The sequence below is a fragment of the Psychrosphaera haliotis genome, assembly GCF_039523615.1.
Lineage (GTDB): Bacteria > Pseudomonadota > Gammaproteobacteria > Enterobacterales > Alteromonadaceae > Psychrosphaera > Psychrosphaera haliotis.
Window position 1 is genome coordinate 726,086 of record NZ_BAAAFQ010000004.1, and the last position, 25,738, is coordinate 751,823.

26 protein-coding genes are annotated in these 25,738 nt (G+C 40.2%); 13 read left to right on the forward strand and 13 right to left on the reverse strand.

Features of this window, described 5'->3' with window-relative positions; all coding sequences use genetic code 11:
• Window positions 1-73 precede the first annotated feature (73 nt).
• Window positions 74-1,480 (reverse strand): glutamate--ammonia ligase, encoded by a 1,407-nt coding sequence (glnA, locus tag ABD009_RS05845; protein WP_155695819.1) that lies wholly within the window; start codon window positions 1,478-1,480, stop codon window positions 74-76.
• Between the two features lie 232 nt (window positions 1,481-1,712).
• Window positions 1,713-2,615, reverse strand: a complete 903-nt coding sequence (locus ABD009_RS05850; protein ID WP_155695820.1) for a phosphoribulokinase — start codon at window positions 2,613-2,615, stop codon at window positions 1,713-1,715.
• Window positions 2,616-2,723: 108 nt separating this feature from the next.
• Between ABD009_RS05850 and ABD009_RS05855 the strand changes: the two genes are divergently transcribed.
• The 3 genes from ABD009_RS05855 to ABD009_RS05865 are packed head-to-tail and all read left to right on the forward strand — an operon-like array spanning window position 2,724 to window position 4,852.
• A complete protein-coding gene (locus tag ABD009_RS05855; RefSeq protein ID WP_343823496.1) occupies window positions 2,724-3,611 on the forward strand; it encodes a TolB family protein in 888 nt (295 codons plus the stop codon).
• Between the two features lie 54 nt (window positions 3,612-3,665).
• Window positions 3,666-4,076: an MAPEG family protein gene (locus ABD009_RS05860; protein ID WP_343823498.1), complete on the forward strand. Its 411-nt coding sequence runs from the start codon at window positions 3,666-3,668 to the stop codon at window positions 4,074-4,076.
• Window positions 4,077-4,096: 20 nt separating this feature from the next.
• Entirely contained in the window at window positions 4,097-4,852 is a 756-nt protein-coding gene (locus ABD009_RS05865; RefSeq protein WP_155695823.1) for a DUF481 domain-containing protein, read from the forward strand.
• Window positions 4,853-4,860: 8 nt separating this feature from the next.
• Here ABD009_RS05865 and purD read toward each other — a convergent pair whose 3' ends face one another.
• Complete coding sequence (gene purD / locus ABD009_RS05870; RefSeq protein WP_343823501.1) at window positions 4,861-6,141, reverse strand: phosphoribosylamine--glycine ligase; 1,281 nt, start codon at window positions 6,139-6,141, stop codon at window positions 4,861-4,863.
• A gap of 205 nt (window positions 6,142-6,346) precedes the next feature.
• Between purD and ABD009_RS05875 the strand changes: the two genes are divergently transcribed.
• The gene (locus ABD009_RS05875) at window positions 6,347-6,646 is read left to right on the forward strand and encodes a DUF6482 family protein (RefSeq protein WP_343823503.1); all 300 of its coding nucleotides are present in this window, start codon (window positions 6,347-6,349) and stop codon (window positions 6,644-6,646) included.
• A 134-nt stretch (window positions 6,647-6,780) separates the two neighbouring features.
• On the forward strand, window positions 6,781-6,996 hold the full coding sequence (locus ABD009_RS05880) for a TIGR02450 family Trp-rich protein (RefSeq protein ID WP_343823505.1): 216 nt from the start codon (window positions 6,781-6,783) through the stop codon (window positions 6,994-6,996).
• Between the two features lie 55 nt (window positions 6,997-7,051).
• Here the strand turns inward: ABD009_RS05880 and ABD009_RS05885 are convergent, their stop codons facing one another.
• Together ABD009_RS05885 and ABD009_RS05890 are read right to left on the reverse strand one after the other, a co-directional pair.
• Window positions 7,052-7,933 carry a class I SAM-dependent methyltransferase gene (locus ABD009_RS05885; protein ID WP_343823507.1) on the reverse strand — a complete coding sequence of 294 codons (882 nt, stop codon included), beginning with the start codon at window positions 7,931-7,933 and terminating at the stop codon, window positions 7,052-7,054.
• A gap of 57 nt (window positions 7,934-7,990) precedes the next feature.
• Window positions 7,991-8,845 carry a 23S rRNA (adenine(2030)-N(6))-methyltransferase RlmJ gene (locus ABD009_RS05890; protein ID WP_343823509.1) on the reverse strand — a complete coding sequence of 285 codons (855 nt, stop codon included), beginning with the start codon at window positions 8,843-8,845 and terminating at the stop codon, window positions 7,991-7,993.
• 162 nt (window positions 8,846-9,007) lie between these two features.
• On the opposite strand from ABD009_RS05890, the gene prmA reads away from it, so the two are divergent.
• From prmA to purH, 4 genes are all read left to right on the forward strand, one after another.
• Window positions 9,008-9,889, forward strand: coding sequence for a 50S ribosomal protein L11 methyltransferase (gene prmA / locus ABD009_RS05895; RefSeq protein ID WP_155695827.1), 882 nt, complete (start codon window positions 9,008-9,010; stop codon window positions 9,887-9,889).
• A gap of 294 nt (window positions 9,890-10,183) precedes the next feature.
• Window positions 10,184-11,146 (forward strand): tRNA dihydrouridine synthase DusB, encoded by a 963-nt coding sequence (gene dusB / locus ABD009_RS05900; protein ID WP_343823513.1) that lies wholly within the window; start codon window positions 10,184-10,186, stop codon window positions 11,144-11,146.
• A gap of 69 nt (window positions 11,147-11,215) precedes the next feature.
• Window positions 11,216-11,506 carry a DNA-binding transcriptional regulator Fis gene (gene fis / locus ABD009_RS05905; RefSeq protein WP_155695828.1) on the forward strand — a complete coding sequence of 97 codons (291 nt, stop codon included), beginning with the start codon at window positions 11,216-11,218 and terminating at the stop codon, window positions 11,504-11,506.
• A 126-nt stretch (window positions 11,507-11,632) separates the two neighbouring features.
• A complete protein-coding gene (gene purH / locus ABD009_RS05910) occupies window positions 11,633-13,246 on the forward strand; it encodes a bifunctional phosphoribosylaminoimidazolecarboxamide formyltransferase/IMP cyclohydrolase (RefSeq protein ID WP_343823516.1) in 1,614 nt (537 codons plus the stop codon).
• Window positions 13,247-13,335: 89 nt separating this feature from the next.
• Here purH and ABD009_RS05915 read toward each other — a convergent pair whose 3' ends face one another.
• Together ABD009_RS05915 and ABD009_RS05920 are read right to left on the reverse strand one after the other, a co-directional pair.
• Window positions 13,336-14,448 (reverse strand): DUF4785 domain-containing protein, encoded by a 1,113-nt coding sequence (locus tag ABD009_RS05915; RefSeq protein ID WP_343823518.1) that lies wholly within the window; start codon window positions 14,446-14,448, stop codon window positions 13,336-13,338.
• Window positions 14,449-14,458: 10 nt separating this feature from the next.
• Window positions 14,459-15,298 carry a lipase family protein gene (locus ABD009_RS05920; RefSeq protein ID WP_425543065.1) on the reverse strand — a complete coding sequence of 280 codons (840 nt, stop codon included), beginning with the start codon at window positions 15,296-15,298 and terminating at the stop codon, window positions 14,459-14,461.
• A gap of 320 nt (window positions 15,299-15,618) precedes the next feature.
• On the opposite strand from ABD009_RS05920, the gene rraA reads away from it, so the two are divergent.
• Both rraA and ABD009_RS05930 read left to right on the forward strand, forming a co-directional pair.
• Window positions 15,619-16,104, forward strand: coding sequence for a ribonuclease E activity regulator RraA (gene rraA, locus ABD009_RS05925; protein WP_155695832.1), 486 nt, complete (start codon window positions 15,619-15,621; stop codon window positions 16,102-16,104).
• Entirely contained in the window at window positions 16,104-17,153 is a 1,050-nt protein-coding gene (locus ABD009_RS05930) for a formimidoylglutamase (protein ID WP_343823523.1), read from the forward strand. The genes rraA and ABD009_RS05930 overlap by 1 nt, the downstream gene beginning before the upstream one ends.
• On the opposite strand, the gene ABD009_RS05935 is transcribed toward ABD009_RS05930, so the two are convergent.
• The 3 genes from ABD009_RS05935 to trmL all read right to left on the reverse strand — a co-directional run bounded on the left by ABD009_RS05935 (window position 17,150) and on the right by trmL (window position 21,494).
• Entirely contained in the window at window positions 17,150-18,943 is a 1,794-nt protein-coding gene (locus tag ABD009_RS05935) for an EAL domain-containing protein (protein ID WP_343823525.1), read from the reverse strand. The two genes, ABD009_RS05930 and ABD009_RS05935, sit on opposite strands and share 4 nt — an antisense overlap.
• A 5-nt stretch (window positions 18,944-18,948) precedes the next feature.
• Window positions 18,949-20,919, reverse strand: coding sequence for a putative bifunctional diguanylate cyclase/phosphodiesterase (locus ABD009_RS05940; protein WP_343823527.1), 1,971 nt, complete (start codon window positions 20,917-20,919; stop codon window positions 18,949-18,951).
• A gap of 110 nt (window positions 20,920-21,029) precedes the next feature.
• Window positions 21,030-21,494 carry a tRNA (uridine(34)/cytosine(34)/5-carboxymethylaminomethyluridine(34)-2'-O)-methyltransferase TrmL gene (gene trmL, locus ABD009_RS05945; RefSeq protein WP_343823529.1) on the reverse strand — a complete coding sequence of 155 codons (465 nt, stop codon included), beginning with the start codon at window positions 21,492-21,494 and terminating at the stop codon, window positions 21,030-21,032.
• Between the two features lie 120 nt (window positions 21,495-21,614).
• Here trmL and ABD009_RS05950 point away from each other — a divergent pair, with 120 nt between their 5' ends.
• Entirely contained in the window at window positions 21,615-22,310 is a 696-nt protein-coding gene (locus tag ABD009_RS05950) for a 2OG-Fe(II) oxygenase (protein ID WP_343823531.1), read from the forward strand.
• A gap of 26 nt (window positions 22,311-22,336) precedes the next feature.
• Here ABD009_RS05950 and ABD009_RS05955 read toward each other — a convergent pair whose 3' ends face one another.
• Window positions 22,337-23,428 carry an alpha/beta fold hydrolase gene (locus ABD009_RS05955; protein WP_155695837.1) on the reverse strand — a complete coding sequence of 364 codons (1,092 nt, stop codon included), beginning with the start codon at window positions 23,426-23,428 and terminating at the stop codon, window positions 22,337-22,339.
• Window positions 23,429-23,533: 105 nt separating this feature from the next.
• On the opposite strand from ABD009_RS05955, the gene ABD009_RS05960 reads away from it, so the two are divergent.
• Window positions 23,534-23,980, forward strand: coding sequence for a YaiI/YqxD family protein (locus ABD009_RS05960; RefSeq protein ID WP_343823534.1), 447 nt, complete (start codon window positions 23,534-23,536; stop codon window positions 23,978-23,980).
• Here ABD009_RS05960 and ABD009_RS05965 read toward each other — a convergent pair.
• On the reverse strand, window positions 23,967-24,812 hold the full coding sequence (locus ABD009_RS05965; RefSeq protein WP_343823536.1) for an NAD(P)H-binding protein: 846 nt from the start codon (window positions 24,810-24,812) through the stop codon (window positions 23,967-23,969). The genes ABD009_RS05960 and ABD009_RS05965 overlap by 14 nt on opposite strands.
• Window position 24,813: 1 nt before the next feature.
• A complete protein-coding gene (locus tag ABD009_RS05970) occupies window positions 24,814-25,722 on the reverse strand; it encodes a bifunctional GNAT family N-acetyltransferase/hotdog fold thioesterase (protein ID WP_343823538.1) in 909 nt (302 codons plus the stop codon).
• Between the last annotated feature and the right edge of the window lie 16 nt (window positions 25,723-25,738).

Here is a 25,738-nt window from a genome sequence, read left to right on the forward strand (position 1 = left end):
ATTTTAAGGCATTACGCCAGAAAAAAAGCCCACTGCTATGAGTGGGCTTTACTTAAAAGATTAACAGCTTAGCTTAAAGGCTGTAGTACATCTCAAACTCAATTGGGTGAGTTGTCATGTTTAATCTTTCTACTTCTTGACGTTTAAGGTCAATGTAAGCATCAATCATGTCGTCAGTCATAACGCCACCAGCTGTTAAGAATTCACGGTCAGCATCAAGTGCATTTAACGCTTCTTCTAGTGATGATGCAACTTGTGGAATTGCAGCTGCTTCTTCAGCAGGCAAGTCATATAAGTCTTTGTCCATCGCATCGCCAGGGTGGATTTTGTTTTTAATACCGTCTAGGCCAGCCATTAACATTGAAGTAAATGCTAAGTACGGGTTACCTGTAGGGTCAGGGAAACGAACTTCAATACGACGTGCTTTTGGCGAAGGTACTACCGGAATACGAATAGATGCAGAACGGTTACGTGCAGAGTAAGCAAGCATTACCGGCGCTTCAAATCCTGGTACTAAACGCTTATACGAGTTTGTAGAAGCATTTGTGAAAGCGTTAATTGCTTTAGCATGCTTAATGATACCGCCAATGTAGTAAAGAGCAGTTTCAGAAAGACCGCCATACTTGTCACCGGCAAAAAGGTTCTCGCCACCTTTTTGTAATGACTGATGCACGTGCATACCAGAACCATTGTCACCAACGATTGGCTTAGGCATAAACGTTGCTGTTTTGCCGTATGCATGTGCCATGTTGTGCACAACATACTTATAAATTTGAACTTCATCAGCTTTCTTTACAAGCGTGTTATACAAAGCTGCAATTTCATTTTGACCTGCAGTAGCAACTTCATGGTGATGCGCTTCAACTGTTAAGCCCATTTCTTCCATTACTAAACATGTTGCTGAACGCCAGTCGTGAGATGAGTCAACTGGTGGAACTGGGAAGTAACCGCCCTTAACCATAGGACGATGTCCCATGTTGCCTTCTTCATAATGCTTGTCTGAGTTCCAAGCTGATTCTGATGAATCAATTTTGTAAGATGAACCAGACATATCAGTTTTAAATTTAACATCGTCAAATACGAAGAACTCCGGCTCTGGACCAACAAATACTTCGTCCGCAATGCCTTCAGCACGCATGTAATCTTCTGCACGACGAGCAACAGAACGTGGGTCACGCTCGTAACCTTGCATAGTTGTAGGCTCTACGATGTCACAACGTACGTTAAGCGTTGCAGCTTCTGTAAATGGGTCTAATACCGCAGAGTCTGCATCAGGCATTAAAATCATGTCAGATTCGTTAATGCCTTTCCAACCTGAAATTGAAGAGCCGTCAAACATTTTACCGTCTTCAAAAAAGTCTTCATCAATTTGGTGCGAAGGAATAGTTACGTGCTGTTCTTTACCGATTGTGTCGGTAAAACGTAAATCAATAAACTTAACTTCATATTCTTTAATTAGGTTTAAAACCGAATCAGACATTTTTCTCTCCAAGATGATAAATATTGTCTTTTACAAACAACGTATGTTGTCCTATACCGAACCAAGAGCCAAATTCATGCCAATTAAAATAATGATTTAATTCAACAGGTTACTTGGCTCTCAATTATTAAAACAGTCAACTTGCACCATTTTGGTTCATTTACCGCACCAATATGATCCAGGCGTTACTTTTTGTGCACTCAAAGTGTAGTGCGTTAACTTAGTTTGTCAGTTATTTCTTATTATCTATCCAATCAAGCTGGCCAATAAGCTTGCGACGCTTTTCAATCAGGTTTTGAATTAAAGGAGTCATGATCAACTCCAAGGCTAAGCCCATTTTTCCGCCTGGGACAACAAAGGTGTTTATACGAGACATAAACGACCCGTCTATCATTTGTAATAAATATGGGAAATCTACGCCTTTTAGATCACGAAAACGAATAACAACAAAGCTCTCGTCTAACGTGGGTATATCTTTGGCACTAAATGGGTTTGAAGTATCAACAGTAGGCACTCGTTGAAAGTTAATATGTGTTCTAGAAAACTGCGGAGTAATATGCGTGAAATAGTCTTCCATACTGCGCACTATTGAGCTCATTACCGCTTCTCTGCTGTGTCCACGCTGATTTGTGTCACGAATGATCTTTTGAATCCACTCTAAATTAACAATGGGTACCATGCCTATTAGTAAATCGACATGTTTAGCTACATCGTGCTCTTCGGTTACCGCCCCACCGTGCAACCCTTCATAAAAAAGACAGTCGGTATTTGCACGCAACTCTTCCCATGGCGTAAACGTGCCCGGCATTTGATTGTAAGGCACAGCCTCATCAAAAGAATGCAAATACTTACGAACATTTCCTGTGCCCGTTTCAGAATAGCTTTTGAACAATGATTCTAGCGCGCCAAAGTCATTTGCCTCTGAGCCAAAATAAGAAATATGTTTGCCTTGCTCTTGCGCTTTACGAATTTCAACATCCATTTCAGCTCGAGCGTAACGATGGAAGCTATCGCCCTCTAACTGTGCGGCATCAACGTTCAAATTTCTGAAAATATGCGTAATTGCGTTTGTGGTTGTTGTTGTCCCTGCGCCAGAGGAACCTGTCACTGCAATAATTGGGTGTTTAACCGACATAGAATTTTTTCTTAGTTAAGAGTATGGTTTGTTATAAAGTGATAACACCAACCCGTCAAGTCTTGCGCTAACGGACAAATCGCTAAAAATAATAAAAAAGGACCGCTCATGCGCTTATCTATATTTGCTCTTAGTCTTACTCTTGCTTTGCCTGCTGTGGCACAGACCGACATTTGGTTAATCGATTTTAATGACGATAAAAAGTTAGATATATCAACAGCAAAAAATATCACAAATAGGAAAGGCTACGACAATCAGCCATCATTTAGCCAAGACGGTAAAGGTTTGTATTACACAAAAATGTTATCTACCACTCAAGGCGAACAACAGGCTGATATTTTTTATTATAATTTTATGACGCAGTCTCATGCCAATTTAACCCGAACGCAACAAACCAGCGAGTATTCCCCTTTAGAAACGCCACTTAAAGACAATCAACTCTCCATCATTAAAGTTGAACCCGACGGAGTGCAGCGATTATGGACAGTTAATACAAAGTCAGGTCAGCAGGCCATGTTAAACAGAGAAGCTAAACCTGTTGGTTACCATGCTTGGGGCAAAAACAGTGATTTGACTACTTTTGTTTTAGGCGAACCTATGACCCTGCAATACTTGCCTTCATTTAAAGCTAAATCTGCATTAAAAATTGATAAAAATATTGGTCGTAGCATTAGATACAATGCAAAAGAAGATTGGTTTAGTTATTCAAAAGGCGACGATAAAACACAAACTGTTTGGGCATTTGACGCTAATACCAAGCAAACAAATGAACTGATTTCTTTGCCTCCACGTAGTCAATATTACACCTGGTTAAATAGTCATACGTTATTATCTTCTAAAGCTAATCAGTTAGTTACTTGGAATATCAATAGCGAAAAAGAATGGGAAACGTTAGCTGATGTTAGTTCTATTTGCTCAACGGGCATTTCTAGAATTGCAGTAAACAAAGACCAGTCAAAATTAGCCTTGGTTTGCAACGAAGCCACTAGTAAATAACGGTAGTAGTAAATGAATACACTTAACGTAAGAATACAAAATACGGACTATTGAATGAACGAATTACAAATATTAATCTACAGTCTAGTTGCAGCTGCACTGCTGCCTTATTTAGCAAAAGCTCCATTGGCGCTAGCTATGCATAAGTCTGGTAAAGAAGACGCTAAAGGTTACGACAACAAACATCCAAGAGAACAACAACGCAGCCTAAAGGGTTTTGGCGCTCGTTGCTTAGCGGCACATGAAAACTCATTTGAAGCGTTGGCGTTATTTGCCCCTGCCGTCTTGCTTGCTATCGCTACCAGTAATGTTACTGGCTTTACTGCAACATTAGCGGCTGTATTTGTAGCTTGCCGAGTTGCCTATCTTGCCTGCTATTGGCTCAATTGGGATATTGCACGAAGCACAGTTTGGCTGATAGGGATTGTATCTACCGTAACAATGATGATAGATTGCGCGCCCTAATTTAGCAGGCTAAGGACGTTATGAAGTTTAATAACACGTTAATTACATCAGCAATTCTTTCTTCACTTCTTATCTCTACTGGCGTTTCCGCCATTGACGAAACAGAGTCACTAAGACAACGCTCTCAAGATAAGCACAGCTTCACTAGCTTATCTATTGATTTGTCGGGTAAAAGCGGTAACTCTGATAAAGAAGACTTTTCTTTCGGTATTTATCACTCAGAAAGACGAGACCAACATTTTGGTTTTGTAATGGCAAGTCGCGACTACGCTAAAAGCAATGATGTAAAAAGTGAAGACAGCTCGTTTTTACACGCTAGATATAATTACTACTTTAGTAAAACGGAAGCGTTTGAAGTTTTTGCACAGAGCAATACTGACGATTTTAAATCATTGGAATCTAGAAACTTAGTGGGTGTGGCTTACCGCAAAGAGTTTTCAGAAAAAACCACAGCAGGCTTAGGTATTTTTCAAGAACAAGAAGAGTACAACGTAAATGGTCAAAAGGTTGAGTTTGATCAAACTCGATTGAGCCTTTATTGGGTAACCACATTGCCATTAGCAAACGGCGCTGAGCTATCAAATACTCTTTATTACCAGCCAGACGTTACAAAGTTTAGCGATTTTAGAGCGTACAATCGTCTAGCTATTAAATCTAAGCTTACAGAAAGCTTGTCGCTTAAGTTTGGTTTATTGGTAGAACATGATAGCCAACCTGTACTTGATGTTGAAAAAACGGACATCAAATATCAAGCTGGCTTCTCATACGAGTTTTAATTTAAAAATTAAGACTCACGTTGAATGGCACGGAATGCGATATCAGTGCGATATTCAACGCCTTGCCATTTAATCTGTTCAACAAGTTGATAAGCAGCTTGTTGGGCAGAAGTTACCGTGTCACCCATTGCGGTTGCACATAATACTCTTCCACCATTTGTAACTACTTCACCGTTTACTTCTTTTGTACCAGCATGAAACGTTTTTGTAGTGTCTGTCGTTGCCGGAATACCAGTAATCACATCACCTTTAGGATAACTTGCCGGGTAACCCGCAGCGGCCAATACAACACCAACAGCTGGACGCGGATCAAATTCAATAATGGCTTTATCTAGCTCACCGGCTAATGCAGTGAAACATAAATCAACTAAGTCAGACTGCATACGCATCATAATAGGCTGTGTTTCTGGATCACCAAATCGACAGTTGTATTCAATGACTTTTGGCGTACCAGATTCATCAATCATTAATCCTGCATATAAAAATCCAGTGTAAGGATGCCCTTCATCTGCCATGCCTTTTACCGTTGGGTAAATAACTTCATCCATAATGCGGTTATGAATTTCTTGTGTCACTACTGGCGCTGGCGAATAAGCACCCATGCCACCAGTGTTAGGACCTGCATCGCCATTGTATGCGCGTTTATGATCTTGGCTTGTGGCCATTGGTAATACATTTTTACCATCAACCATAACAATGAAGCTAGCTTCTTCGCCTGTCAAAAACTCTTCAATGACTACTCTCGAGCCTGCATCGCCAAAAGCATTGCCCGCTAACATGTCTTTTATTGCATCTTCAGCTTCTTCTAACGTCATCGCAACAATAACGCCCTTGCCTGCTGCTAAACCATCGGCTTTGATTACAATTGGAGCGCCTTGTTCACGCACATAATTAATGGCTGGTTCAATTTCAGTGAAGTTTTGATATGCCCCTGTCGGGATTGCTTGGCGAGCTAAAAAATCTTTGGTGAATGCTTTAGAGCCTTCTAACTGAGCTGCGCCTTTTGACGGTCCAAATACTTTTAGACCAGCTTGCTCAAATTGGTCAACAACACCGAGTACTAGTGGTGCTTCTGGGCCAACAATCGTTAAATCGATATGCTCTCGTTTAGCAAAATCCAATAGGCCATCAATGTCTTCAGCGCCTATTGCTACATTTTTTAGTTTCTTCTCTAAGCTAGTGCCCGCATTACCTGGCGCTACAAATACTGTTTGAACCATGTCATTTTGAGCTGCTTTCCACGCTAACGCATGTTCACGGCCACCACCGCCAATCACCAATATTTTCATATCTTTATCCACTGAATAGAAGGTCATTAAAAAATTGCGCGCGAGTATATCACGACATTCGTGAAAATTATTGACGAATAATTAATCTATTTATAAAAAGCGTCCGTAAACCTTTTTACACCAGAATGTTACTACCTGTGAAAGTACTAAATACAAATGGTGTCTGTGGAAAATTAACCAAGCATTACACCTTTTGGAGCGAAACATGAAACATAGACTTTCTCACCTGAACTTTAATGACATTGAAATTCCTGAAGTAAATATACACTCATTTGAGATGGGTGATTATCTGTTAGAAGTAGATTACAACGACCACAAAGGTTACGTGTTTGACGATCAAGACAACATTGTAAAGTTTAGAAATGTGACGCAGGTAAAAGAGGCGTTAAATGAATGTCGGGTTAAGAATGCGTACCTTGTACATCAATCAGCCTACGACGAGATGTGTGGAGCTGCTGAAGGTAATAGTAGCGAACTCAAAATTGAACTGAATTTTAAGCATTAGTAAAGTTAACAAACCAAATACTTTCGGGAAGCCGGCTCTGCGAATAAAGTAGCATTGCTGGCTTTTTTCTTGCCATCACACCCTCATTAATAATGATAAACACCCGCTTTAAAATAAAATAAGTGAAATAGATAATGAATAAAGTCAGTCCCAAATCATTGCTCCATAGTAAATGGACCAAAGTAAATATAGAAAACAAAGAAAAGCATTTTGTCATCACCGAAGTAGAGTTTGATGAAGATCAACGAGTGACTAAGTGTGTCATTGAAGCTGCCATGACTCACAACGAATACGAGATAAACTGGCGTGAATTGAAGGAGCCCAAACAATGGAAGGTAGGCTGGCAATAAAAAACCGGCTAATTAGCCGGTCTCATATTTAAATGTATGTTTATTTGTTAGTAAGCTACTTTTTAACAAACTTAAGCGTCATACGATCGCTCTCGCCAATAGCAACATACTTTGCTTTATCAACATCACCATTTGCCAAACGAGGTGGCAACGTCCAAACACCTTTAGGGTGATCCGCTGTGTCTTTTGCATTAGCATTAATTTCACTGCTTTCTAGCAATTCAAACCCTGCTTTTTCTGCTGCTGCAATCACATAAGACTGCTTCATATAGCCTGAGTTTTTATTCTCAACTTGATCTTGGCTTTCAGGCATTCTGTGTTCAACAACACCTAAAATACCGCCTTTTTTAAGCGCCTTATTAAATGCTTTAAATGCACCGTCAACGCCTGCATCACCATCGCCCATGTACCAGTTATGCACGTTTCTAAAGGTCAGTACCATGTCTGCCGAGCCTTCAGGCGCAATGTCATGTGCCTTTAGATGATGAAACTCAGTAATTTTTAAGCCTTTATACAACACATTTGTTTTAGCTTCTTCTTTAAAGCCATTTAATGAGCGTGCGTAGTAACCTGGTGCACCTTCATACGGATGAAAATGTGCTGCGTAAAATTGACCGTTCATTGTTACAACAGGATTGATAATAGACGTATACCAACCACCGCCTGGTAAAATCTCAACCACTGTCATATCTGGCTTCAAGCCAAAAAACTTCAGGGTTTCAGCTGGGTGACGATACATATCACGGTTCGCAGCATCGCCACGTAACGGATTTTTAACCGCCGCATCTATAACTTCATTGCTTGCAGAAACTAATACTTTGCCGGTTTCTTCCGTTAATGCTTCTGATTCACTTTTAGCGCTATTGCCAGAACATGCTGCTAATGCTGCTGTTAATGCAATTGCAGAAGCTGCTTTTACAAAATTACCTTTTAACATTTGTTATTTCCTTTGCGTAATAAACGTTCAATTTAACTGAGTCTAATTAATAAGTTACTACTCTTCAACAAGTTGTTCAGATCTCCATGAGCTGCCCTGCTCACCTAGTTGTTTGTCTAAATAAAGTAAAACCTCTGACATTTGTTCCTTAAGTGTATACGGCGCGTTAATCACTATCATGCCACTGCCTGTCATGCCTCGCTCATCAGTATCTGGCAGCACGTTTAGTTCAAATACTTGAATATCTTTAATGCCTGATTTTTTAAGTGCATGCTCCATACCGTCAATACGGTAACGGTCTACTACCGGATACCAGATCATATAAACACCAGACTCAAAGCGAGATGTCATGGCCGTTACGTATTCAACAACACGATGATAATCTTCTTTTAGTTCATAAGGAGGATCAATAATGGCCACACCGCGACGGCTTGGTGGTGGAAATAAACCAACACTTTCTTTAAAACCATCACCTTTAATTACTTTTCGGTAGCGATTTGTTCGCACAAAGGTACGCAATAACTCAAAATCACTCGGATGTAATTCATGAAAAAAACCTTTTCCTTCTAACGGCAACTCATCTAATGCGAACCAAGGAGAGCCCGGGTAAACATTTAAATCAGTTTGCTCCGACTCACTGTTAAAGCGACGAACTGCTGAGACATAGTCTTGCAAAGGTTCTGGCATAGTTTTGCTATCAAGCGACCATAACTTACCAATACCCGTGTTGTACTCTTTGTTTTTTTGACCAAACTCATCCATTAACTGATATGCACCAGCACCTGCATGAGTATCAATAATGCTGTAAGGCTTATTTTTTTTGCCTAGGTATTTAAGTACAAGTTGATAAACCGTGTGTTTTAACACATCAGCGTGGTTGCCAGCATGGAAGCCGTGGCGATAGCTCAGCATATAAAAGCCTTAATTAGTAACATGGGTAAATAAATTAACCTCATTTTAACAGCTGATTGAATAAAGCGGGAACAAAAGCGAAGGTTTATTCCAGATGCCAATTCCTTCCTAGCCCAAATTAAACTAAAATTGCGTCTTTAGAATGACAGTTTGGGAAAAATTATGGCTTGGGTGCAAATACGATTTGCGGTTTTAGCGGATCATGTAGATTCGATGAGTGATTTTTTGATGGATATCGGATGCCAGTCCGTTACGTTTACCGCGAGTAACGAGCAACAAGCAATATACGAATTAAAACCGGGCGATATTAACTACTGGGCAACCTCTACTTGCGTTGGTTTATTTGATGCAGCCGACGACATGGACTTTGTTGCAAGGTCTATTGCCAACCATCCTAATATGGATAAAGACTTCAGCTATAAAATTGAACAAGTTGAAGACAAAGACTGGGAACGCGAATGGATGGATAACTTCCACCCTATTAAATTTGGTGAGCGTTTATGGATTTGCCCAAGCTGGCGCGACATTCCAGACCCAGACGCGATCAACGTAATTTTAGATCCAGGACTCGCATTTGGTACCGGTACTCATGCCACCACTGCTTTGTGTTTAAAGTGGTTAGAAGCAATGGACTTGAGCGATAAAACGGTCTTGGACTTTGGTTGTGGTAGTGGCATTTTAGCAATTGCGGCGCTTAAACTTGGTGCCAAACGAGCTATTGGTATCGATATTGATCCTAAAGCGATCATCGCCAGCCAAGAAAACGCAGAAAGAAATGGTGTGGCGGATCAAATCGAATTGTATTTGCCAGAAGACGCGCCTCAATTTGATACTGAAGTGATTGTGGCCAACATTTTAGCCGGACCATTAAAAGAGCTCAAAGAAGTCATTTGTGGCTACGGACAACCTGGCACATTGGTGGCACTTTCAGGTATTTTGGCCGAGCAAGCCAATGATGTTGCCAACGCTTATCAAGAGTTGACCGAGCTTTTACCTCCTGAACAAGAAGATGAGTGGGTAAGAATTAACGGAAAAATAAAATAATCTAATTTATTTTAGTTAATAGGTGCAACTTTTTCCTTGTACCTCTACTCAATAATGAGGCCGCTTGTCAACATGTCCGCGGCCTTTTTAGTGCTTTTTTCACTAACTATTTAGCAAATCTAACAATTTTTTTTAGTGTTAATACTCAAAATTAAATGTCAATAGTAAAGACCGAAAAAAACACAAAATTTGTTTAAAAAACAACCTTTGATTTTGTCGAAAAAAACAGTAAACTTGCCGCCCTTTTTTGGGACAGCCTGTAAACATAGTCGTTAAGAGAAGGTAACCATTAACATGCAAATTGGTCCATACACATTAGACAACAATTTAATTGTTGCGCCAATGGCCGGTGTGACCGATCGACCTTTTCGACAGCTTTGTAGAAAAATGGGTGCTGGGTTAGCAGTGTCAGAAATGTTGTCTTCCAATCCTAAGGTTTGGAAAACAGATAAGTCATTGAATCGAATGGATCACATGGGTGAAACAGGCATACGTTCTGTTCAAATTGCCGGTGCGGATCCAGACTTAATGGCGGAAGCGGCAGCATTTAATGAGAAGAACGGCGCTCAAATTATAGATATTAATATGGGTTGTCCGGCCAAAAAAGTAAATAAGAAGATGGCAGGGTCTGCCTTAATGCAGTATCCAGAATTAGTCGAGAGTATCGTTAAGTCTGTGGTAGGGGCAGTAAAGATTCCAGTAACACTTAAAACCCGTACTGGTTGGGATCCTGACAATCGAAATGGTTTGGAAATCGCGAAAATTGCTGAACGGAATGGAATTCAATGTTTAGCAGTACACGGTCGAACCCGTGCTTGCATGTATAAAGGCAACGCGGAATACCACACTATTAGAGAAATTAAAGAAGCGATAAGCATTCCGGTGATTGCGAACGGAGACATACGTACTCCACAGCAAGCTAAAGAAGTTTTAGAGTTTACAAACGCGGACGGTCTTATGATTGGACGCGGAGCGCAAGGTCGACCTTGGATATTTAGAGAGGTAGACCACTTTTTACGAACCGGTCATATTCTGGCGCCACCAGAGAAGGAAGAGGTTCGTAGCATATTGTTGGAGCATGTCGCGAATTTGCACCAACTATATGGCGATGTGATGGGGCCCCGAATTGCACGTAAGCATGTTGGGTGGTACCTAGAAGATCAAGACACGGATAGGTCATTTCGAAAACTGTTTAATGGAATTGAATCTGGTGAGGTTCAAATCGAAACATTAAATGGGTATTTCGACCAAATTTAAACAAAAGAAGATTACTGCCCACAACACAGTAATTTTAGTCTTAACAATTTTAGAGAGAAGAAGTAAACAATGTTTGATCAAAACGTACAGACTCCGTTCATTACAAATGCACACATCCAAACAGCTGACAAGCCTCAGCCGTTACGTAACGAAGTTAAAAAAGCAGTTCGTAACTACTTACAAACGTTAAATGGTCAAGATTCTACTGAAGTATACGACTTGGTTTTATCTGAGTTAGAAAAGCCACTTCTAGAAGAGATTATGACTTATACTCGCGGCAACCAAACAAGAGCTGCGAATATGCTAGGCATTAACCGTGGCACACTTCGCAAGAAGTTAAAAAAATACGGCATGAACTAATTCAGCCGCGGAAAGCCCGCAAAAAAGCACCCCACCGGGTGCTTTTTTGTTTCTGCACTAAAATAAATTAAGAATAGAAATACACACTCACTAAACATTAACTTAACAATTAAGGTTAACAACTCAATGGATACATTACGACCTGTTCGCCGCGCTCTAATCAGCGTGTCAGACAAGACTGGTATAGTAGAATTCGCGCGCACATTGGCTTCTCACGGTGTTGAGATTCTTTCAACTGGCGGCACATTCAAACTACTTACAGAAAACGGCGTAAACGCAATTGAAGTTTCAGATCATACTGGTCACCCAGAAATCATGGACGGTCGCGTTAAAACTCTTCACCCAAAAATTCATGGCGGTATTTTAGCTCGTCGTGGCCAAGATGAAGCGGTAATGACAGAAAACAACATATCGGCAATAGATATGGTTGTTGTTAATCTATACCCGTTTGCCAATACAGTAGCAAATCCAGATTGCACATTAGAAGATGCCGTTGAAAACATCGATATTGGTGGCCCAACAATGGTTCGTGCAGCTGCTAAAAATCATAAAGACGTGGTTATTGTTGTGAATGCCAATGATTATGGTCGAATCACTGATGAATTAAATGCGAATAGCGGTGCAACTGAACTAGCTACTCGTTTTGATCTTGCTATTGCAGCCTTTGAACACACTGCGCAATACGACGGCATGATCGCAAACTACTTTGGTACTATGGTTCCTGATTATTCAGAAAACAAAGACGAAGTAGAGAGCTCTAAGTTTTCACGTACTGTTAATATGCAATTCACTAAAAAGTTAGAAATGCGTTACGGTGAAAACAGCCACCAGCAAGCTGCTTTCTACACAGAAAATGGCACTCAAGGTAATGTTGAAGCCTCTATCTCTTCAGCAAAGCAACTACAAGGTAAGGCTTTGTCATACAATAACATTGCCGATACTGATGCCGCACTAGAGTGTGTAAAAGAATTTGATCGCCCAGCCTGCGTTATTGTTAAACACGCAAACCCATGTGGTGTTGCAGTTGATGACTCTATCTTAGCCGCCTACGATCGCGCCTTTAAAACGGATCCAACATCAGCATTTGGAGGCATCATTGCTTTCAACCGTGAATTGGACGCTGACACAGCAGAAGCTATCGTTTCTCGTCAGTTTGTTGAAGTTATCATCGCACCAAAAATTAGCGCCGAAGCCGTGCAAATTGTTTCAGCTAAAAAGAACGTTCGTTTATTAGAATGTGGTGAGTGGGACTTAAGCGGCAAAGGCAAAACAACAGCTCCTGACATTAAACGTGTTAATGGTGGTTTGTTAGTTCAAGACCGTGACCAAGGCATGATCACGCTAGACGACTTAAAAATTGTTTCTAAAGTGCAACCTACAGAAGCTCAGTTAAAAGACATGCTGTTCTGCTGGAAAGTGGCTAAGTTTGTTAAGTCGAACGCCATTGTTTATGCAAAAAATGAGATGACTGTTGGTGTTGGTGCAGGCCAAATGAGTCGTGTTTATTCAGCAAAAATTGCTGGTATAAAAGCCGCTGACGAAGGACTAGAAGTTCCTGGGTCAGTAATGGCATCGGATGCATTCTTCCCATTCCGAGACGGTATTGACGCTGCTGCTGAAGCTGGCATCAAAGCAATTATCCAACCGGGTGGCTCAATGCGTGACGAGGAAGTAATTGCAGCTGCTGACGAACACGGCATTGCAATGGTATTTACTGGCATGCGTCACTTTAGACACTAAGTTTTAGCTCTGTTTTCAGACTAATTCTTAGACTAAGCGTTATAGTAAAAAAGGCTCACATCAAATGTTGATTGAGCCTTTTTGCTTATTTATAGCTTGGGATAAGTTTTGATCATCCTTGTTTGGTCGGTCACTTCCACATCCGTTAAAAACACTTTTTTAGCGCCCACTAAATTCACATTAAACGGCAGAGACAAGTCAGCATAACTATCAATATGCGCCGCTACTTCAATTGTCGCTAACTTTGTAACAGTATCACCATCTCTAGTAGCCAGTGTTGCCTTAACGGCATAACGCCCTGGCATGTCCGCCTCAATAGGCATATCAACCAATACTCTGCCTGCAGCCTGCTTAAACCTTGGCTGACCTAACGATGCAGTTTCTTTCACATTGGTAAAAGGCACCTTAACCGAGCGCATCACCTTTTTACCGTTAATATCTGCCAATACCAGCGCGTCTAACTCATAAAAGCCATTGATAGCACCAAGTTGTTCAAGTGGCTGAGAAAACTCAACACCGCCATTAGAGAGGCTTACATCCACTTGTTCTGACACCGGACTTATTAACGAAAGTGATACATCTTGGGATGCAATGGTTCCGCTCGGCATATCCAAATTAAACGACAAACGATTATCATTGTTTAACTTTTTAAAACCACTCTTTATATTCAAAACATGCGGCGTATTTTTTTCTTTTACATGAATTAAATAAAGCTCATGGTCTGCTAGTGGCTGGCGAGTTTTCAAAATTGCATTCTGGCCATTTGTTAAACCTTTTATGGCAACGCTTCCATCATCAAAACCAGCAAGTTTCATCTGGCTTTGCGTTGCGGTAGGCGACAAGTCGTATTTGATTTTTGAAGTTGAATCGAGCAACTCCAAGTCCTGAATTTCAACACCCGCCGCTTTAAACACCTGACCATTGTCGTAAGTCGCCTTAGGCGCTACTCGTATCAAATTATCATTGGTTGTTAGATAAACCGATACGCCTTTTTTTAACTCCTTACCACTTACCGTTTGCCAATATTCATCACTGCTTTTTTCAACAAATTGTTGAGCTTGTGAACTCGCTTGAACAGAACTCCATTGGTATACAGTTTGTTCTACCGGCTTTGTGCTTACTTCCTCTGATGAAGTTTGAAGATTGTTATCACCACAACCAACAAGCAGCGCAGGAACAAATATAAATAGATATTTTTTCATTATTTAGCTCCTATATTCGACTACTAATGATTGATGGAAGATTAAAGCAGTCACGACGACTTTGCTGATGACTAAGAGGCTCGCGCCCTTTTGTTTTGCTTTTATCTGTAAACCAAACGGAGCCAGCTAAAGATTGCGAACTGCAATTTAAGAAACCGTCTGAACACGAGTCTAACCAGTTTTGCGTTACTTCAAGTCCCACTTGGTTTTGATATCCACCGCAATAACTATCACCATCCCAAATGGCAGACTCAACATCGCTTCCAACCACCGACTCAAAGGGCGCACTTAACGATGGGCGCCCTGGCGTACCGTTTAGCCAATTGGCATTATATGACGCCATCCAAGATACCTGCTGTTGCTTAACCGCGTTACTGCCATAACCCAACAACCAGCCTAATGACTGCTCAAAAGAGTTACCGGCAACTACTGCATCGGCCAATGGCGTGCCACCACTTGAAGGAGCTAACGCTATTACCTTCACGGTTTTATTGATGATATTTGGGTAACGAGAGTCCCACGTTGGGTTTGATAATATCCATCGCACTACATTGCCACCATTTGAATGGGTAATAAGCGTTAGCTGAGAGATATTTTTTGAATTGATAAAGGAGGTAAGTTGCTCGGCTAAACAACCTGACGCTCTAGAGTCCCACATGTATTGGTCAAAGTCGCAGTTGATTACCGTGTAGTTATTCGAGTTTGGTAATCCACTCGCCACTTTATTCACAAATGATCCTGTCCAGTAATCATTGTATGCATCGGTTTGGCTTCCTGTTCCATGTATTAATGCGATTCCTTCATTCGCATATGCGTTACAGCAAACTAAGCTTGCCACGAGCACACTCATTTTGAGTTGATTCATGTTTTTATCCTGTTGATATTTTTATTATATTTTTTATTAGAGGTAAGACCTCCACAACTAAGATAGATAAAAACCAAGTTATTGCAATATTTTTCCAATAATTGAAAAATAACACCACAACAAGCAACAAAAGAGTAAAAACTCTAGAAAAATATTCTAACAATTCCGGTTTAAGCAATCAGAACCATGACTCTCAGGTTTTTCGCATGTTTTTTTATAAACAATTGGTAATGCTGAGGATGAATTATATACTTGGTGTACAAACTAGGAACAAACAGATTTCTAATTAAATCATCGGGGTAACTATGCAATACAATACATCTGAATTATGCGACACGTTTGCTGAGCAAGTTGATGTGCTAGACCCACTTTTTGAACATTACGGTGGGATCACTTCATTTGGTGGTCAGGTACAAACCGTAAAGTGTTTTGAAGACAACGCTCTAATAGTGACATTGTTAGGCCAAGAGGGTCGAGGTAAGGTTTTAGTTATAGATGGTGGCGGCTCTACTCGTCGTGGTTTAATTGATGCTGAGATTGCTGAACTAGCGGCTGAAAATAATTGGGAAGGTATTGTTTGTAACGGCAGTGTTCGTGAAGTTGATGCACTTGAAGATATCAACATAGGTATTTTGGCTTTAAACTCTATCCCGGTTGGCGCAGAAGATGTAGGCACTGGAGAAGAAGAAGTCGCAATTAATTTTGCTGGCGTTACATTTTTACCTGATGACCATTTATATGCCGACAGTACCGGCACCATATTATCTGCTGATCCACTTGATATAGAATAATGTCTAATTATCTACGTTATACCAATCTTAACGACTTAGCCTCTTTTCAAAATAGAAGACTAAGTGAAACCCATGTGGCCGATGTCATAATGGTGCCAGATCAAGAAAAGTCTTATTTGGACAACTTAGAGTCTGCGCAGCAGCGTGGTGTTGAGTTTGTTATTCTAGGTATACCTGAAGATATTGGCCCAAGGGCAAACTGTGGAAAAGGCGGTGCTAAAAATGCTTGGCATCAATACTTACCGGTAATGCTAAGCCAACAAGCAAATCAGTTTTTTAACTGGGGCTCAGTACTATTACTTGGCGAACTAGACGTATCTGACCTGCAAAAGCAAAGTAATGTTGCAACTATTTCAGATCACAAGCTAAGTTCGTTAAGAGATTTATGTGCCCAATTAGACAGTCGAGTCGAAGAACTGCTTCTGCCAATTTTTAAATTAGGTTTAAAACCGATTGTGATTGGTGGCGGTCACAACAACGCATTTCCTATCATTCAGGCTTTAAATAAAGCAACAGATTTAGCGGTTGGTTGCGTTAATTTAGATCCTCACGCGGACTTTAGAAAAGCAGAAGGAAGGCATTCTGGAAATCCATTTAGATACGCTTATGAAGCTGGTTCGTTAAGTCATTATTGTGTTGTTGGTTTACATGAGCAGAAGAATAACGCGGAAACAATTCAAGGTTTATTAGACGCAGACTTTCCGTTTATTACCTATCAACAAATATTTATTGAACACAGTGTTGTGTTTAATAATGCCGTTGAAAACGCTAAGTCGTATGTAAATAATAACAAAAATGCTGTAGGTATAGAGCTTGACCTAGACAGTATTAAACACATGCCGGCAAGTGCATATAGCTCTACAGGCTTTACCTCAGAACAAGCTATGTTTTACGTTAATCAATTGGCTCAATTACCTCAAAATAAATACCTGCATTTATGTGAAGGTGCGCCAGATGCTAATGAACCTCCAAGTCATAAAACGCTAGAAGTAGCTCAGGTGCTAACACAGCTTACATACAGCTATCTGATAGGGAATAACAAACCTTAGTTTCGGTGGCGTTGATGTGCTCTTCGCCATTGTTCAACCCAGACAGAAAATCCACTCAATTCAAAAGGCTTGCTATAGAAAAAGCCTTGTCCTGTCTCACAATTCAAATCTATTAATTGAAGCTCTGTTTCTTCTGTTTCTATCCCTTGTGCTACAACAGGAATATTCAAAGATTTAGCCATACCAATAATAGCATTGATATAAGTATTTAACTGATGGCCCTTTGTGGCTCTAGAAATATGCTTGCAATCCACTTTTACGTAACAGGGCGTAAAATGGCTAAATGTTTCTAACGCTGACAAGTCCTTGCCAAAGTCATCAATCGCAACTTTAATACCTGATTGCGCTAATAATCGAGTGACTTTAAGTGCTTTTGTTTTGTTTTCTGCAAATGCAGACTCTTTAATCTCCACAATAAGCTTACTTGGCTCCACCATATACTCGTCAAGAAAGTTTAAAATTGATTCCACTAAATGAGATTGTAATAACTCCCTGTTGGAAATATTCACCGACAGCGTTTGTGGTGAGTCATTAGATTTCAAAATCGCTAATGCTTGAATCGCCTTTTCTATGGTCCACATATTCAATTGGTAAATAATGCCCGATTGCTCTGCAAGCTCTATAAACTCTCTTGCGCTAACAATACCTTCGCCTTCACGGTTCCAACGAACCAACAATTCGCCGCCTAATACCTTTTTAGACTTAAGGTCTATTTGAGGGTGAACATAAACCACAAACCTATCTGTATTTAAATCGTTTTTGAGCTGACTAATAATAGATTTTTTTGCCAACAACTTTGCGGTTTGACTGTTATCAAAGTAAATAGAGTGACTTTGTTTATCAGACTGTTCCAATGCTAAAAACGCATTTTCAATCAAACTTTCAATGGCATGACCTTGCTCTGGGTAGGAGGAAACACCAAAATCAACGCCAATATCTACAGCGGTAGCGTCCACTACAATTGGCTCGCTAATGCTGTTCGATAACAAATCAATAATATGCTCAGTGGCATAAACATTCGTGTCTTTTTTTATCGCCATTAAAAAGTCGACGCCACCAGCACTGGCAAAAACTGTACTAAGCGGTTCATTTGTTAACGTGACAATTTCTGCAACTTTTTCTAATTTTTTCTTTAGGCGACTAATAAGTTGTAGTTTTACAATATCGGCATGATTGTGGCCTATCAATCGGTTTAACTCCGCAAACCGAGTGAACTTAAAAGCAATAATATCTAATGATTCACTAGAATTTTGATATAACCATTTTTCTACCTGTTGAGAGAACCCCGTTTTATTGGGTAGGCCCGTAGACACATCAAAACCATTTTTCACATTTGCGGAATCAAGTTTGCCTGTCATATCATCAAGCTTTGCTACTAATGCGCCGTGTTGATAGATGCTCCTAAATAATATTAGTGTTGAAACAAAAACCGGCATTAACAAATAGATTAAGAGTTGATTTAGTAGCAAGTGATTTAGTAATAACAAACTGACAATGACAATCAAAAAGCCCCATTGGTAGCTATGATCAACAATATTAAAAAGCATGTCTTTCCAAATAAGTGGGACGCAAAACAACACGGCGGCAAGAGAAGAAGCTAAATAAATTGAAAGGTCAACGTTTTGATAAGCACCAGTAATGGCGTTATAACAATAAAAAGCCGCAAGTAGATTTGATGCAAAACCAAGCCAATACTCGTGTTTTTTTAAGCAAAGGATAAGCGCTAAAACCATAAAGGCGACAACTACATTAATGCCTAAAAAAATATTCAGTAATGCCACAACATCCATTTTATCTACCTTCCAATATTCATGCGCTGTGAAACATTCGGCAATGTTTTAGGTAATTCTTTTAAATACTCCATTAATTGCGGCTCAGGAAGCGGACGGCTAAATAAATAACCCTGCAAGTGATGGCAACCCATAACATGCAACAGATAAGCTTGCTGTTCGTTTTCAACCCCCTCACCTACCACGTCAATATTTAAGTGGCCGGCCAGTTGAATAATCACAGAAGTGATATTTCTATCTTGCTCATTAAACTCAATTTCATGGATAAAGGACCGGTCAATTTTAACCTTATCAATATCAAATTGTTTTAAGTGCCCTAACGAACTAAAACCAGTGCCAAAGTCGTCCAAAGCAATAGTAAAGCCCATGCTTTTTAATATAGATATGTTTTTTGCCACCGTTGGTGCGTCAATCATCATGGCCGTTTCTGTTAGCTCCAGCTCAATAAGCTTACAATTACCATTTATACTGGCAACCAACTCTTTAATTTGACACACAAATTCAGCCTGCTGAAAATTAACCGAAGAAATATTTACGGCAATACGGCCACGCATTAAGCCTTTATCGTACCAACGTTGAGCTGCCGAGAATGCCTCTTTTAAAACAAAAAAATCAACCTGTCGGATCAATCCATTCTGCTCTGCAATCTCAATAAAATGACCTGGAGGCACTAAGCCTCTCGTTTTACTATTCCATCTAACCAGTGCTTCAAAACCATATATGCGCTCTTCTTTAGAGTGAAATAACGGTTGATAATGAATTGAAAGTTCATTGTTATTTAAAGCGCCTACTAGCTCACTTTCTATATTTAAATCGTCCGACGTAATATCATCCATGGCATGATCAAAAATCAACGCGTCATTTCGGCCGCTTATTTTCACTCTATTTAACGCAGTGTCAGCACAGCGCATTAGTGCATCAGCTTTGGTGCCGTGTGTTGGGTAAATGGCGACACCAATGCTCGTGGTTAAGTTAACTTCTTGGTCTGCAATTTGAAAGGTTTGTTTAAAACATTGCTGAACATCATGAATAACCTTTTCGATATAAACGATAGGATTACTGCCACACAATACGTTTGGCACCAATAAAGCAAATTCATCACCGCCTAAACGGGCTATTGAAATACTGCTATCCAGTTGTTTTTCTAACCGAGTAGCCACCATAGAAATAATTTCATCGCCTTGCAGCAAGCCTATGCTCGAATTCACTTTTTTAAAGTTGTCTATGTCTATAAAAGCTACCGCTATGTGCGGTAACGATGGCTGTATAGTTGATATAGAATGTTTAATGTATTCAATGAACAAGGTTCTATTGGGTAAGTCTGTCAGCTGGTCACGTGTTGCTAACTGGTGTAGCGCTTGTTCATTATGTTTACGGTCTGTAACATCGAACATCATGCCAACATATTTAACTTCCACTTGGCCCGTCACTTTTTGCGATGTGGCAACCCGAGTCACAGACATATCTATAGATATTCGTTGGTTATCTTTATTGTAGGTCCAAAGCTCACCATGCCAGAATCCAGTTTTAACAACTTCTTGCCAAATAATATTTTCGACTTCGTAGTTACGACCTTCATCGTTATAAACTTTAAAACATTTACCTACAATTTCATCCTCGTCTAATCCAAAGAGATCCGAGTAAGCCGTATTAATTTTTTCGATTTCACGGTCTTTGTCAGCAATCCAAATGGCTTCTCGAGTATTGGCTAGCAAGGAATCTATAAATGATTGTTTAGTGGTTGCTTGAAAGGCAAGTTTGACTTTTAACCAGCGTCCGTACATGACCATGATGAAAACTGCCGCACAAAACAGCGTAATGATCATCATAATAGTATCGTGGTTTATAAGGATGTTTAACGTTTCTTCAGGTTCGACAACAGGCCGTTCCTTTAAAACTGGAGCAACAAATTCAACACCTATCGCGATAAATGACCACGAAAAGAGTAGACAAGAAAGAGAAGTTATAAACTGCAAGGCACCTATCCTGTACGTTTGCCAAATACACCGTTAATTAAGCATAGATGGAGGTCAGTAAAGTGCCAACTTATGTTATGAGTAAATTGTAATAGTTTGTTAATTTTTAACTATTTAGAGCCTTCATACCCCAGCTGACGCCAAGATTCATATACAAAAACAGAAACCGCATTCGACAAATTCATACTGCGACTATCTGGTTGCATTGGAATTTTAACCCAATTACTTTTACCAATGATTTGTAAAACATCATCTGGTAAACCGCGGGTTTCAGGCCCAAAAACTAAACTATCGCCAGCCTTATAGCTAACGTCGCTGTGGTATCCAGACCCTTTTGTGGTGCAGGCATATAAGTGACTATCTGTATTAGCGTCTACATAAGCTTGGAAATTTGGGTAACGTTTTACTTTGGTAAATTCGTGGTAATCCAAACCGGCTCTACGTACTTTTTTCTCATCTAAATCAAATCCAAGTGGTTCAATTAAATGAAGTTGAAACCCACTATTGGCACATAAGCGCACAATATTGCCAGTATTTGGGGGTATTTCTGGTTGGAACAAAACGATGTTAAGCATACAGCTCTCTTCACAAAATATGGTTATCTAAACGGCGTAAAGCCCTAATTTTTGACATTATATGTTAGAACATGCCACATTGCGTGCCTAAGTCACATAAAAACAATAAAAGGCAGTGGTATGAGTCAGTTCATTTTAGAATTTAAAAAAGCATTAAGCCCAGAGCAATGCACAAACATAATTCAACAATTTGAGTCTGACCAAAACAAACATCCGGGTCGAACGGGCAACGGCGTTGATACCACCAAAAAGAATAGTTTAGACTTAACCATCAATAATCACGCAACTTGGCAAAACACTCAAAATGAGTTGTCTCAAGTGTTGCTAAATGCCCTAGTGCAATATGCTCGAATGCATCCAATGCTGCTCACCGGCGCTTTATCAACTTCAATGCAAGACCCTGCCTCTGGAAAAATAACCACTTTAAGCCACGACAATATAAACAACATGTCCGACGAACAAATTGGCCAAATTGCATCTCGAATTTATGAATTAGACATTCTTAATATACAGAAATATAAAAAACAAGAAGGTGGGTACCCTCATTGGCATTCAGAGCATTTCCCACATCCAACAGATACCACTCAACGTTCGTTACGACGTAGCTTGTTAATCTTGTTTTATTTGAATGATATTGACGAAGGTGGAGAAACAGAATTCTTTTACCAGCAAGCTAAAATAACTCCAAAAGCCGGTAGCCTAGTATTGGCGCCATGCGATTTTACGCACACTCACCGAGGGCTTACCCCAATCTCAGATGACAAGTATGTTATTGCATCTTGGGTCATGTTTCGTGAAGCAAAGCACTTGTACTAATACCTCAGAGCTTTGCCTGTTTGAATTTAGCTTTTAATAAAGGCTAACATCTGCTTGATGGCTTTAGCTCTGATGGCGTCTCGTTCAATAAATATTTCATGACGTGCGCCGTCAAATACAATTGGCTGACCCGTTTCACACTCGTTGCCCACATCTTTAAGTCGCTGACAAAACTTGTTCTGCGCTTCGTTATCAATAACGCCATCTTCACTAGCTTGAAACACCATGACAGGTATGCGAACGCGGTCTAATTGCGCATACGCTTTATCCAACGCATTAATCGAGGCTACCACCCAACTATAAGTAATGCCGCCAAGTTTAAGGTCTGGGTTTTGCTCGTAGGTCTCTCTAAAGTACTGATATCGAGGTTCTGAGTGAGTAAGGGAATTTGTGGCGAATGGCACCGACTCATAATCCATACTTCCTACAAAATATGGCGTTTGCGGTTGAACTAACTCTACTAACCAAGCGGCAGACTTAACCACAGGTTTTAAAACCTGGGCAGGGATAGGTCCAGTCGGTAAACCCCACATAGGTGATGAAAACACCGTTTTATTTACTTTGTGTTGATGTGTTTGTAAATAACGTAATGCAATAGCAGAGCCCATTGAGTGCGCGACAATAGACACGCTGCCCACTACTTTTGGCTCTACAATTTCAGTCATAAATTGATTAAAGTCGCTGGCGTAGTCATCAAAGTGCTTAACGTGACCTTTGTGGCGATTCACCAATAATCGTGATGACAAACCTTGCCCTTGATGGTCAATAATAAATACTCGATAGCCCTGTTCTACTAAATCAAACGCCAGCTCTTTATATTTTAAATAACCCTCAACACGACCAGGCGAAATAACAATAGTGTGCTCGGCATGTTCATTGCCCACTTCAACAAAATGAATGGTTAATCCTTGGCGGTTAACAAAACGACCAGGTACAGCATAGCTTTCCCAAAAAGGGTTAATGGTAGACTTAATGAACTGAGTAAATGTTGCTTCACGCTTTAAATCGAGCATAGAATCCTTGATGTCTTTTGATGGATTGACCAACGCATGACAATTATATGAGCTAAGCAGGGCAAATAGCCATACCGATTGAAGAATGATTTTAGATAATTTCATGCCTAACTCCCGCCAATTGATTCCATCATTTATTAGCACGCTCTCTTTTGCAAGCTTTGAAGTTATAGAATACACTGCGCACTCCACAAAAAATGAGACAAATATATGACAATTTGGGTAGATGCAGACGCCTGTCCAGTGCCAGTAAAAGAGATTTTATTTAAAGCCGCTGAACGAACCAAAACTGAACTTATATTGGTCGCTAATCAATACATTGCCACGCCGCCGTCGTTGGTTATTAAAAGCATGCAAGTCAGCTCTGGATTTGATGTTGCCGACAACTATATTGTTGAGCAAGCCAAAGAAGGTGACTTAGTGATTACCGCCGACATCCCTTTAGCGTCGGAAGTGATAGACAAAAAAGCCATCGCATTAAATCCACGAGGTGAGTTATATACTACCGCAAACATAAAGCAGCGATTAAACATTCGTGACTTTATGGATACCATGCGAGCAAGTGGCGTGCAGTCAGGTGGCCAAGCTAAATACGGCGACAAAGACAAACAGCAATTTGCGAATCAATTAGACAAATATCTCGCTAAACAACGTTAGTGCTAAATGACTCAAAAAAGTTATCGTGTTGGTAACTAAAGTCTAGCTTTTGAGTTATCAAGTCACCTTTTACCAAACGTCCTTCTGTCGTGATTGGGTTCCCGATAATTTCAGTGGTTGTTAACGTGTCAGCTTGCTGTCTCGCATATCGATAAAAGCTTTGCTTGTTTGGATGATGCGGCGCAACAACGTTATAAACGGCTTGATGTTTTGACTGAGACAACGTTTGGGAAAATGCATCATCTATTACCGCAATAATGGCTTCAACCACATCTTCCTGCATAACCATATTCACCGGCTCATTGGCGTTTTCTTCAGTTATCACAACTCTAAAATTACCCGGCTGGCGACTACCGCCTATCAAACCACCTAATCTTAGCACCTGTTTATATTGTAACCTGCTATTTAATACCTCTTGTTCCGCGTCATATAAGACTTTCACCTTATTGACCGAAAGATCCAGCTCAGTATTTTCGTCATTAATGCCTGCTTTAGAATAAATTCCTATAGAACTTGTAAAAACAACCTGCTTTACCTTGCTATTTTGGGCCTTATTAATAATAGTTTTTATACGAGGTGTATAAGAATCACCCATATCTTTTTTAAAGCCAGGGGGAATGCAAACTATTAGCGAATCAACCTGAAATAAAGCTTCTCCTCCAGTAACGGAGTCTCTGTCCACATCACAAAACTCATAATTAACATCCAAAATTGCTAATTCTGGCTTGTTTGAGCGATATGACAACGTAACATCATATTTATCTTTATTTAGGCTTTGCGCCAATGCGTTACCTATAAAACCACCACCAATGATGCCGACTCTTTGTTTCATATTACTTTTTCTTCTTTTTTGGGATCACAACATACTCACCGCTAAACTGAGCTACTTTGACTTGGTCATCCATAACATCCACTTGCACACTAATTCTGGCTTTTTTACCGCTTTTTAATGGTTCAAAATCGCCTTCCAAATGCTCAAAATGCGCAATACAGCGAGGTAATTCAGTGACCGGCTTGTGGTAATGCACATTTGCATCGGCCAATACGATGTCGCCCTCTATATCGCTCTCTTTCATTCGCAAATGAACCAATCCCCAGCCTGTTAGCGTTGCGAGTGAATAAATGCTACCAGCGAACATAGTACCGTGTAAGTTCATATTTGGATTTAACGCAGCTCGAGTTTCAAAGGTTTCGCCAGTATATTGATATACACGAATACCCATTAGCTGCGTTATTGGAATTTGTTGATGCCAAATATTCTGCAAATCAACACACCACTGAGGATGACGAATAATCACTTCAACTTTATCAAGCGGTTTACACATTTGAACATGTGGAATAGCACCAAAAATTTCAGGGGCATCACCCGTGACTTGATAACCTAGGTTTTCATAAAAATTAGTTGCGGAGGTTCTCGCATTTAAAATAACGCGGTCAACGCCTTCTTGCCGCGCAATGGCCTCTAACGACTCAAGCATCATAGTTGCTAAGCCTTTTCGACGATGATCTTCAATAACCGCCATGTAACGAATTTGGCTTTCTTCATTGTTTACCAAATGAAGCCTAGCAACGCCAACCACTTTACCAGTGTCGTCTTTTACCATGCGATGCCAAGCATGTTGCTCGTATTCATCTTTTTCTGAACCACGGGGCTGCTGCAGAGGCGCACGCAAGATCTGCCAACGAATTTCGTAATATTGTTCCCAGTCTGCTTCGGTTTGTGGTGCAACAACTTGATACATAATTATCTCCCCTAAA

Excerpts from the sequence above, each read along its gene's own strand:
- glnA (WP_155695819.1), bottom strand. The coding sequence starts at position 1,480 with ATGTCTGATTCGGTTTTAAACCTAATTAAAGAATATGAAGTTAAGTTT.
- ABD009_RS05850 (WP_155695820.1), bottom strand. The coding sequence starts at position 2,615 with ATGTCGGTTAAACACCCAATTATTGCAGTGACAGGTTCCTCTGGCGCA.
- ABD009_RS05855 (WP_343823496.1), top strand. The coding sequence starts at position 2,724 with ATGCGCTTATCTATATTTGCTCTTAGTCTTACTCTTGCTTTGCCTGCT.
- ABD009_RS05860 (WP_343823498.1), top strand. The coding sequence starts at position 3,666 with ATGAACGAATTACAAATATTAATCTACAGTCTAGTTGCAGCTGCACTG.
- ABD009_RS05865 (WP_155695823.1), top strand. The coding sequence starts at position 4,097 with ATGAAGTTTAATAACACGTTAATTACATCAGCAATTCTTTCTTCACTT.
- purD (WP_343823501.1), bottom strand. The coding sequence starts at position 6,141 with ATGAAAATATTGGTGATTGGCGGTGGTGGCCGTGAACATGCGTTAGCG.
- ABD009_RS05875 (WP_343823503.1), top strand. The coding sequence starts at position 6,347 with ATGAAACATAGACTTTCTCACCTGAACTTTAATGACATTGAAATTCCT.
- ABD009_RS05880 (WP_343823505.1), top strand. The coding sequence starts at position 6,781 with ATGAATAAAGTCAGTCCCAAATCATTGCTCCATAGTAAATGGACCAAA.
- ABD009_RS05885 (WP_343823507.1), bottom strand. The coding sequence starts at position 7,933 with ATGTTAAAAGGTAATTTTGTAAAAGCAGCTTCTGCAATTGCATTAACA.
- ABD009_RS05890 (WP_343823509.1), bottom strand. The coding sequence starts at position 8,845 with ATGCTGAGCTATCGCCACGGCTTCCATGCTGGCAACCACGCTGATGTG.
- prmA (WP_155695827.1), top strand. The coding sequence starts at position 9,008 with ATGGCTTGGGTGCAAATACGATTTGCGGTTTTAGCGGATCATGTAGAT.
- dusB (WP_343823513.1), top strand. The coding sequence starts at position 10,184 with ATGCAAATTGGTCCATACACATTAGACAACAATTTAATTGTTGCGCCA.
- fis (WP_155695828.1), top strand. The coding sequence starts at position 11,216 with ATGTTTGATCAAAACGTACAGACTCCGTTCATTACAAATGCACACATC.
- purH (WP_343823516.1), top strand. The coding sequence starts at position 11,633 with ATGGATACATTACGACCTGTTCGCCGCGCTCTAATCAGCGTGTCAGAC.
- ABD009_RS05915 (WP_343823518.1), bottom strand. The coding sequence starts at position 14,448 with ATGAAAAAATATCTATTTATATTTGTTCCTGCGCTGCTTGTTGGTTGT.
- ABD009_RS05920 (WP_425543065.1), bottom strand. The coding sequence starts at position 15,298 with ATGAGTGTGCTCGTGGCAAGCTTAGTTTGCTGTAACGCATATGCGAAT.
- rraA (WP_155695832.1), top strand. The coding sequence starts at position 15,619 with ATGCAATACAATACATCTGAATTATGCGACACGTTTGCTGAGCAAGTT.
- ABD009_RS05930 (WP_343823523.1), top strand. The coding sequence starts at position 16,104 with ATGTCTAATTATCTACGTTATACCAATCTTAACGACTTAGCCTCTTTT.
- ABD009_RS05935 (WP_343823525.1), bottom strand. The coding sequence starts at position 18,943 with ATGGATGTTGTGGCATTACTGAATATTTTTTTAGGCATTAATGTAGTT.
- trmL (WP_343823529.1), bottom strand. The coding sequence starts at position 21,494 with ATGCTTAACATCGTTTTGTTCCAACCAGAAATACCCCCAAATACTGGC.
- ABD009_RS05950 (WP_343823531.1), top strand. The coding sequence starts at position 21,615 with ATGAGTCAGTTCATTTTAGAATTTAAAAAAGCATTAAGCCCAGAGCAA.
- ABD009_RS05955 (WP_155695837.1), bottom strand. The coding sequence starts at position 23,428 with ATGAAATTATCTAAAATCATTCTTCAATCGGTATGGCTATTTGCCCTG.
- ABD009_RS05960 (WP_343823534.1), top strand. The coding sequence starts at position 23,534 with ATGACAATTTGGGTAGATGCAGACGCCTGTCCAGTGCCAGTAAAAGAG.
- ABD009_RS05965 (WP_343823536.1), bottom strand. The coding sequence starts at position 24,812 with ATGAAACAAAGAGTCGGCATCATTGGTGGTGGTTTTATAGGTAACGCA.
- ABD009_RS05970 (WP_343823538.1), bottom strand. The coding sequence starts at position 25,722 with ATGTATCAAGTTGTTGCACCACAAACCGAAGCAGACTGGGAACAATAT.